The sequence below is a fragment of the Kribbella catacumbae DSM 19601 genome (assembly GCF_000372465.1).
Taxonomy (GTDB): Bacteria; Actinomycetota; Actinomycetes; order Propionibacteriales; family Kribbellaceae; genus Kribbella; species Kribbella catacumbae.
On the sequence record NZ_AQUZ01000008.1, the window covers coordinates 221489 to 230688 of the forward strand.

Consider the following 9200-nt stretch of genomic DNA (forward strand, 5'->3'; position numbering starts at 1 on the left):
CTGTCGTCGACCATGCTCACGATGCAGCTCGCCCGGGCCGCCTCCGAGCGGGTGTTCGAGCTAGTCGACTCCCGGCCGGCAGTAGTCGAGTCCGCGTCGGCAGTAGACGTGGCGGCTGGCCCGCTGTCGGTGGAGCTCGCCGAGGTGAGCTTCGGCTACCTGCCGGGCGAGCCTGTTCTCGACGGCCTCTCGCTGATGGTGCACCCGGGGGAGTGTGTCGCCTTGGTCGGTACTGCGGGATCGGGGAAGTCGACGGTGTCCCTGCTGCTGTCACGCTTCTACGACGTGCAGGCGGGCGCAGTCCGGGTCGGCGGCACCGACGTACGCGATCTGCGGCTGGCGAGCCTGCGGTCGGCTATCGGGGTCGCCTACGAGGATGCGTTCCTGTTCGCGGACACGGTCACGGCGAACCTCACCCAAGGACGTGCTTACTCGACGGCGGAAGTCGAAGCCGCTGCCCGGGCCGCGGCCGCCTACGACTTCATCATGGAACTGCCCGACGGTTTCGACACCGTGCTCGGTGAACGAGGGCTGACGTTGTCCGGTGGGCAGCGGCAGCGGCTCGCGCTGGCCCGCGCGCTGCTGGCCGACGCGAGGATCCTGGTGCTCGACGACGCCACCTCGGCGGTCGACACGGTGACCGAGGCGTCGATCAACACCGCGCTGGCCGGCGCGACCCGGGGTCGAACCACCCTGCTGGTCACGCATCGGCGATCGACCCTGGCGCTGGCGGACCGGGTCGTAGTACTGGACCAGGGGCGCGTGGTGGACGAAGGCACTGTGGCGGAGCTTGAGCCACTCTTGGCGTCACTACTGGACGGAGCTGAAATCGAGCCTTCTAGGCTGTCGACGCCTGGTGAGCTGGCTGTGGCAGAGGAGCTCGAGCCAGACCATCAGGTCGGCCACTGGCTGCGGCCTGCGCGGTGGACCTTGGCAGGGGCTGCTGGCTTGATGGTGCTGGAGGCCCTGGCGGCACTGGCCCTGCCAACCCTGATCAGCAGGGCGCTCGACACTGGAGTGCTCGCAGGACGGGCGCCGGTCCTCTGGGCCCTTGCGGCGTTGGGCTTCCTCGTCGTGGGCGCGCAGGGACTAGCCGTCGTCGGCCGGAACCTGGCCAGCGCGGCCGGTGTCGAGAAGACCTTGTACTACGTGCGTCTGGGCGTCTTCGCCCGTCTACAGCGGCTAGGACTCGAGTACTACGACCGAGAGCCGGCCGGGCGGATCATGACCCGGCTGACCAGCGACCCCGCCGTACTGGGCATCTACCTGCCGACAGCACTGACCGGGTTGGCTGTGAGTCTGCCGACGGTGGTGGGGATCGGCGTGATCCTGCTGGTGACGGATCTACCGCTGGCGCTCGTCACACTGGGGTTGCTGCCGCCATTGGTGATCACCACCTGGCTGTTCCGTCGTACCAGCCTGGATGCGCACACAGAGGCGGATCGCAAGGGCACCTCGGTGAATGCCGACCTGCAGGAGAACCTGGTCGGAGTACGGGTCTCTCAGTCCGGCAGTGCGACTGTCCGGGCGACAGCAGGCTTTGTGCGGCGTAGTGATGAGTACCGCCGGTCGCGACTGCGGGGGCGGCGCTACCTGGCTGGCTGGATCGCAGTGATGACGCTGCTGGTGGACCTGGCTCAGGTGGTCGTGCTGGGGCTAGCTGCTGGGCGTCTGGCGTCTGGCGGGCTGACACCCGGGGTACTGATCGCCTTCCTGCTCTACCTGAACCGCTTGTCGGCCCCGATTCAGCAGCTGTCGAGTCTGCTCGACTACCACCAGCAGGCCCGGGTGGCGCTGCAGCGGCTCGGCGAGGTGCTCGCTACACCGGTCACTCCCACTGGGGAGGTGGCGATCGAGGGGCGGCTGCGAGGAGTTGTCGAGCTGGTCGACGTCAGTTTCGCGTACGGCGAGAGGCCTGTGCTGGAAGGGATCTCGCTGCGGATCGAGGCGGGGGAGCGAGTCGCTCTGGTCGGTGGCACGGGAGCGGGCAAGTCGACGCTGGTGAAGTTGCTGGCACGGTTCTACGACCCGGCGAGTGGGTCTGTGCTGGTGGATGGGGTGGATCTGCGCGAGTACCGGCTGGCGGAGTACAGGCAGCGGCTGGGCGTCGTACCGCAGGAGGTGCAGTTGTTCAGCGGGTCGGTGGCCGACAACATCAGGTATCCACGGCCCACTGCGTCGCAGGAGCTGGTCGAGGCGGCGGCGCGCAAGGTCGGGGCGTTGCCGATGATCACCGGTCTGCCGGGTGGCTTCGGGCAGCCGGTTGGTGAGCGTGGACGCGGGCTGTCAGCCGGGCAGCGGCAGCTGGTCGCGCTGGCCCGTGCAGAGCTGGTGGATCCTGACCTGCTGCTGCTCGATGAAGCGACCGCCTCTTTGGACGGTGGGACCGACAGCCGGTTGCTAGCGGGACGGCGAACGACCGTTCTAGTCGCGCATCGGCTCTCCACCGCGGCCCAGGCGGACCGGATCGTCGTACTCGAGCAGGGTCGCATCGTCGAGGTTGGGAGCCACGAGGAGTTGCTCGACAAGAACGGCCACTACGCGCGGCTCTGGTCAGCCGGATCGATGGACGCCGCATGAAACTGCTCTATGTCGCCAGCCTGCGCACCGGCGAGGTCTACGTCATCGACGTACCGGGCCGGGAACTCGTCGCGGTGATCCCGGTCGGCGGCCGCCCGTACGGCGTCGCAGCAGCGGCTGACCGGATCTATGTCACCGACTTCGGCGGAACCGCCGTTCACGTGATCGATCCGGCGCTGGACCAGGTCTTCAGGCGGGTGGAGGTCGCCGCGGCACCAGGGGACGTGGCGGTGGCCGGCGAGCGGGTCTACGTGACGAACTACCACGGTCACAGCGTGTCGGTGATCGAGCGCGGTGAGGTCGTCGCGGTGGTTGCTGTCGGCAAGAATCCGGCCAAGCTGGCGGTTGGTGCGGACGCGGTGTACGTGACGAACTTCGAGAGTGACGACGTGTCGGTGCTCGATCCCACGACCTGCCGGGTGATCGCGACGATCCCGGTCGGCACCCATCCGAACGGCGTGGTGATTGCGCCGGACGGACGGGTCTACGTGTCGAACTCCGGTCGCGGTGAGCGGCGGGTGTCGGTGCTCGAAGGCTTCGAGGTGGTCGGCAATCTGGCGGTCGGTGAGGGCTGCTTCGGGGTTGCTCTGGGCAACGATCGGCTCTACGCGGCGAACTACTACGACAACTCGGTGACCGTGCTCGATACGGTCACCGGTCGGTGTCAGGGCGCCGTACGGGTCGGGGTGCGGCCGGAGAATGTGGTGGCCGGCGGTGGTGAGGTCTTCGTGGCGAACACCGGTGGGCCGTCGGTGTCCGTGCTCGACGGCGTCGAGGTGGTGGCGACCATCGACGTACCGAGTGTGCCGGGTGGGCTCGCGTACTGGGCAGGCTCACGATGAACCGGCCGACGGTTGCCGTGACGTTGCGCGGGTCGGTCGACGGGTTGCCGTTGTGTGTCAGGTTCCTCGGTACGGCGGTTGGGCGCCTGTGCATCGTGCCTTATCTGCAGGAGCTGCTTGGCGCTGCGGCAAGCGAACGGGCGATCGACGATCCGCTCGACCCTGCGGAGTGGGACGGGGCGGATCTGGTCGTTGTCGAGGGCAACGCTGAGCAGGTGTGGGTCTTGCCGCGGGAGGCTTCGGTGGTGTTGCCGATGCACGTCCATATGGTCACCGAGCTGCCTGGCTCGGTTGAGGAGCTGGATGGTTTGGTGCCGCGCAAGGAGCGGGCCCGGGTGCGGCGGCAGATCCGGGAGCATGGGTACACCTATCGGGTCACTGAGGACGAGGGCGAGTTCTTGTGGTTCTACGAGCGGATGTACGCGCCCACGATGCGGGCGCGCCATGCGGAGAACGCGCGATCCGTGGGGGCCAAGGAAGCTCTGGAACGGGTGTTCCGGAAGGGCAATCTGCTGCTGGTGTGCACCGAGGACGGATCGGTCGGCGGTACTGCGAACTTCCTGGATCGCGAGCGTGGGCAAGTGATGGGCCGGCTGGTCGGCGTACTGGGTGGGGCGCCGGAACACTTCAGGAACGGCGTACTGAAGGCGACTGGGCGGTATCTGCTGGAGTGGGCTTGCGAAGCTGGCTATCGCAGCGTCGACTTTCAGGGGTGTGAGCCGTTTCTTCGCAACGGCACCTTTCAGGCGAAGGTGCTCCTGGGGGCCACGGTCACTCATGCGCCGGGGCTGTCGGCGTACCGGTTGTGGCTTTCCGCGCGGGTGGATTCGGCTGCGACGCGTGCCTTTCTGCTTGCGAATCCACCGCTGACGTGTGCGCCGGACGGGAGCTTCACCGCGACGCACTTCACTGACAGCGCAGTACCGGCGCCGCTATCCGCGATGGCGCATCGCGGGATAGCGGCGACGTACAGCTACCCGGTGGGTGAGTTCCTCAGCCGTAGAGGCGGATGACGGCTCGGGTCAGGCCGTCAGGGCAGGGGTTTCGGGGAAGGGAGTGACCGCGGAGTTGTGCTGGATCACCTCGTCGGCGATGCCGTAGTCGCAGGCCTCCTGCGCGGTCAGGACGTGGTCCCGGTCGGTGTCGTGGCGCAGGCGTTCGATCGGCTGGCCGGTGTGAGCGGCCAGGATCGCTTCCTGCTGACTGCGGACCCGGACCAGCTCGTCGGCCTGCAGGATCAGGTCGGGAATGGTGCCCTGGCCGCGAGCGGCGGGCTGGTGCAGGACGACCCGGCTGTGCGGAAGGACCGCGCGCCGCCCGGGCGCACCGGCCGCCAGGAGTACTGCGCCTCCGGCGATCGCCTGGCCGACGCAGTACGTGGCGATCGGCGGACGGATGAGCTGCATGGTGTCGTAGATCGCGAGCATCGCGGTCGGGTCGCCGCCCTCGCAGTTGATGTAGAGGTTGACCTGCTGGTCGGGCGCACTCGCCTCCAGATGCAGCAGCTGGGCGATCAGGGCGTTCGCGACGCCGGCGTCGATCGCAGTACCGAGGTAGATGATGCGCTCGGTCAGCAGATGCGAGTAGACATCCATGATGCGCTCGCCGCGCGGGTGCGGGCTGATCACGTTGGGGATCATGTAGTTGTTCATCCGTTCGCTCCTGCCTGGGCCGGCTGTCGTGGCATTACCTGGTCGAAGGTCTCGACGATGTGATCGATGAACCCGTACGTACGCGCCTCCTCGGCCGTGTACCAGCGGTCGTGCAGCGAGTCGTCGAACACCGTCTCGATCGACTGCCCGGTATCCGCCGCGATCAGGCCGAGCACGGTGTCCCGGATGTGCCGCAGATCGTTGGCCTGGATCTCGATCTCCACCGCGGACCCACCGATCCCGGCCGACCCCTGGTGCATCAGCACCCGCGAGTGGCGGAGCGCGAAGCGCTTGCCCGGCGTACCGGCTGAGAGGAGGAACTGGCCAGCGCTACAGGCCAGCCCAAGCGCCAACGTCGAAACATCACACGGCACCAGCCGCATCACATCCCGAATCGCCAACATCGAAGGCACCGACCCGCCGATCGAGTGAATCCACAAGGAGATGTCGGTATCGGGATCCTCGGCCGCAAGGCTAAGCAGCTGAGTGGTGAGCAGCGTGCCGTTGTCATCGTTCAACTGACCGTCGAGCACGATGATCCGCCGCTTGAACAACCCTTGCCGGGTCTGTTCGTTGAACATGGGAGCTTTCACGTCATCCGCCATGTAGCCACCATGGCCGCCAGGACCGCGTCGCCCCAGCTTTTCTGCTGGCAGCAGGTCTGCTCTCAGCCGACGCGGCTGTTACGCGCTGCCGGAGGGGCGGCGGCTTAGGAGTTGCGTGGGAAGCAACACTTCATCTGCCTAGCCTCAACCGCTCAGCCCTAAACAGCCGGGCGGCCACCGTCGTCTTCATCAAGCCGCGACGGAGGAGCCGCGTGGGGATGTACTGCCCGCCGTACGCGGCCATGCGCCGTTTGTCGGTAGGGGTGTCTAAGGTGGTGGGCGATGACGACGCTCTTTTCTCCAGACGAATTGCCGGTGCCGCTCGAGGAGCCCAAGAGGCATCGGGCGGACCCGGATGCGCTGCTCGAGGGGTTGAACCCGCAGCAGCGGGCCGCGGTGGTGCATGCGGGCAAGCCGCTCCTGGTGGTGGCCGGTGCCGGGTCGGGTAAGACGCGGGTGCTGACCCGCCGGATCGCCTACCTGCTGGCGGCGCGGGATGCGCACCCGGGGTCGATCCTGGCGATCACCTTCACCAACAAGGCGGCCGCCGAGATGCGCGAGCGGGTGGTCGAGCTGGTCGGCCCGCGGGCGAAGCTGATGTGGGTGTCGACGTTCCACTCGTCCTGCGTGCGGATCCTGCGCCGCGACATCAAGCGGTTCGGGATCAGTTCGACGTTCTCGATCTACGACGACACCGACTCGCGCCGGCTGATGACGCTGGTCTGCCGCGAGCTCGACCTGGACGTCAAGCGCTACAACCCGCGCGCGGTGCTGAACTGGATCAGCACCCAGAAGAACGAGCTGATCGATCACGAGACGGCGGCGTCGAAGACCTCCAACCATCTGGAGGAGACGTACGCCGAGTGCTACCGGATCTACCAGGAGCGGCTCGCTCAGGCGAACGCGCTGGACTTCGACGACCTGCTGATGACCACGGTCAACCTGCTGCAGGCCTTCCCCGAGGTCCGGGAGTACTACCGGCGCCGGTTCCGCCACGTGCTCGTCGATGAGTACCAGGACACCAACCACGCGCAGTACACGCTGATCCGTGAGCTCTGCGCCCACCTCGAGCCGGGGCCGAACGACGGTCCCGTCAGCCCGCCGGCCGAGCTGATGGTGGTCGGTGACTCCGACCAGTCGATCTACGCCTTCCGGGGCGCGACGATCCGCAACATCCTCGCCTTCGAGGAGGACTTCGCCGGCGCCGAGACGATCCTGCTGGAGCAGAACTACCGCTCCACCCAGACCATCCTGACCGCGGCGAACGCGGTGATCAGCCGCAACGAGGGCCGGATGGCGAAAAACCTCTGGTCCGACCAGGGCCAGGGCGAGCAGATCGCGGTGTACGTCGCCGACAACGAGCACGACGAGGCGCAGTTCGTCGCGGACGAGATCGACCGGCTCGCCGACGCCGACGGGGTCAAGCCGTCCGACGTGGCGGTGTTCTACCGGACCAACGCGCAGTCCCGGGTGTTCGAGGAAGTCTTCATCCGCACCGGCCATCCGTACAAGGTCGTCGGCGGCGTCCGGTTCTACGAGCGCAAGGAGGTCCGCGACGCGCTCGCGTACCTGCGGGTGCTGACGAACCCCGAGGACACCGTCTCGCTCCGGCGGATCCTGAACGTCCCCAAGCGCGGTATCGGCGATCGCGCCGAGGCAGCCATCGAGGCGCTCGCGCTGCGTGACCGGATCACCTTCTCCGCGGCGCTCCGACGGGCTCATGACGCCCCGGCGATGGCCAGCCGCAGCGCCAACGCGGTCCAGGGCTTCGTCGACATCCTCGACGAACTGACCGCGATGGTCGACTCCGGCGCCCCGCCGGACGACATCCTGGACGTCGCACTGCACCGCTCCGGCTACTACGAGGAGCTGCAGAAGTCACCGGATCCGCAGGACGAGACCCGGCTGGAAAACCTGGACGAGTTCATCTCGGTTGCCCGCGAGTTCGTCGAGGAGCGTACTGCGGCCGCTGAGCCGTCCGACCTGCAGGCGTTCCTCGAGCGGGTGGCGCTCGTCGCCGACGCGGACCAGATCCCGGACGCTGCCGACGACGGTGGCGTGGTCACGCTCATGACGCTGCACACCGCGAAGGGCCTGGAGTTCCCGGTGGTGTTCCTGACCGGCATGGAGGACGGCGTCTTCCCGCACTCCCGGTCGCTCACGGACATGAAGGAGCTGGAGGAAGAACGCCGGCTCGCGTACGTCGGAATCACCCGCGCCCGGCAACGACTGGCGATCTCGCGAGCCGCAGTACGCAGCGCGTACGGCGCACCGCAGCACAACCCGCCGTCCCGGTTCCTCGAGGAGATCCCGGCCGAGCTGCTCGACTGGCGCCGCGACGAGTCGGCGATCACCCGCTGGTCCGGGACCGGGACGTCCTCGCGTGGTGCGAGCGGAGTCAGCAGCCGGTGGGAGCCGGCCCGGCGGTCGGCGTCCGACAAGCCGGTGATCAGCCTCAACCCGGGCGATCGGGTTGTCCACGACAGCTTCGGGATGGGCACGGTCGTGGTGGTCCGCGGCGAGGGCCAGCAGTCCCAGGCCGATATCGACTTCGGGTCCGAGGGTGTCAAGCGGCTGCTGTTGCGCTACGCCCCGGTGGAGAAGATTTAACAGCCCACCGCGTGCCGATTGGCTGTCTGGCTGCGACAATCGGTGTTTCGGCCCTCCTCGGACGAAGGTCCAGCCCATGCCCAAGGCAGCAGACAGCAGCAACCGCCGGATCATCCTGGCGGGAGCCAACCCTGGGCTGAGGTTGTTCGACAAGGACGGCAAGGTCACCGCGTTCGCGTCGATCTGGATGGTCGACTGGTCGATCTGCGGCGCCGGTACGGCGGTCGTGCTCTGGTTCGACGGCATCGTCCGGGTGGTCTCCGAGGACGTCGACCTGGCCTCCTGGCTGGAGCGGTACTTCGTCCGCTCGTTCCTCGAGGTGCAGGGCCTGCCCTGGCACGAGCCGGCCGTCGAGCGTGACCTGGTGCAGGTGTCGATGAACCTCGCCGACGGGCTGAGCGCCAAGGCCGCCGACATCCAGATCGAGATGAGCGGCGTGCTCGACCGGCGGCTGTTCGCCACCGACAACTTCCAGCTCGCCGAGGGTGCCCACAGCCTCAGCCTGGTGATCGCCCCGGTCCGCTCGGCGACGGTCTCGATCGGCGGCGCCTCCGTCCCCGGCTTCGTCCAGGTCGACGGCTCAGCCAACCGCCCCGGCTCCTCAGCCTTCCTAACCACCGCCGAGGTCTGGCGCCGCTAACGCTGCCCCGCCTGATGGTGATGGTGTGGTCGGAGTGGGGAGCATTTTCGCTGGACCTGACGCGCATTTGCCCCGCCCTGCGGACATTTCCCTCCCCAACCGACGACTGGCAGGCGACCTTGAGCACGGGCTAGTCGAGGCCCGCCCGGTTGAATAGCTGGCCGGTGCTCAAGGTGGCGGGAGTGGGCGACCTTGGGCACGGGGTGGGCGGGGTTCGGCGGGGTGGGTGGCTGGGCGGTGCTCAAGGTCGGAGGGCTGCGAGTACGCCGTA

General features: G+C 67.7%; 7 protein-coding genes. 5 read left to right on the forward strand and 2 right to left on the reverse strand.

Annotation, left to right across the window (positions count from 1 at the left end):
- Positions 1-21: 21 nt before the first annotated feature.
- Genes A3ES_RS46985 through A3ES_RS0111770 form a run of 3 tightly spaced genes read left to right on the forward strand, consistent with a single transcriptional unit; the run spans position 22 to position 4435 of the window.
- Positions 22-2580, forward strand: coding sequence for an ATP-binding cassette domain-containing protein (locus A3ES_RS46985; protein ID WP_420323134.1), 2559 nt, complete (start codon positions 22-24; stop codon positions 2578-2580).
- Complete coding sequence (locus A3ES_RS46990; protein ID WP_020387011.1) at positions 2577-3422, forward strand: YncE family protein; 846 nt, start codon at positions 2577-2579, stop codon at positions 3420-3422. Before A3ES_RS46985 ends, A3ES_RS46990 begins: the two co-directional genes overlap by 4 nt.
- On the forward strand, positions 3419-4435 hold the full coding sequence (locus A3ES_RS0111770) for a GNAT family protein (RefSeq protein ID WP_020387012.1): 1017 nt from the start codon (positions 3419-3421) through the stop codon (positions 4433-4435). The genes A3ES_RS46990 and A3ES_RS0111770 overlap by 4 nt, the downstream gene beginning before the upstream one ends.
- A 9-nt stretch (positions 4436-4444) precedes the next feature.
- On the opposite strand, the gene A3ES_RS0111775 is transcribed toward A3ES_RS0111770, so the two are convergent.
- Together A3ES_RS0111775 and A3ES_RS0111780 are read right to left on the reverse strand one after the other, a co-directional pair.
- Entirely contained in the window at positions 4445-5074 is a 630-nt protein-coding gene (locus tag A3ES_RS0111775) for a ClpP family protease (protein WP_020387013.1), read from the reverse strand.
- Positions 5071-5679 (reverse strand): ClpP family protease, encoded by a 609-nt coding sequence (locus A3ES_RS0111780; RefSeq protein WP_026162784.1) that lies wholly within the window; start codon positions 5677-5679, stop codon positions 5071-5073. The genes A3ES_RS0111775 and A3ES_RS0111780 overlap by 4 nt, the downstream gene beginning before the upstream one ends.
- Positions 5680-5961: 282 nt before the next feature.
- On the opposite strand from A3ES_RS0111780, the gene pcrA reads away from it, so the two are divergent.
- Both pcrA and A3ES_RS0111790 read left to right on the forward strand, forming a co-directional pair.
- On the forward strand, positions 5962-8289 hold the full coding sequence (gene pcrA, locus A3ES_RS0111785; RefSeq protein WP_026162785.1) for a DNA helicase PcrA: 2328 nt from the start codon (positions 5962-5964) through the stop codon (positions 8287-8289).
- 76 nt (positions 8290-8365) lie between these two features.
- A complete protein-coding gene (locus A3ES_RS0111790) occupies positions 8366-8929 on the forward strand; it encodes a hypothetical protein (RefSeq protein WP_020387016.1) in 564 nt (187 codons plus the stop codon).
- Positions 8930-9200: the final 271 nt, after the last annotated feature.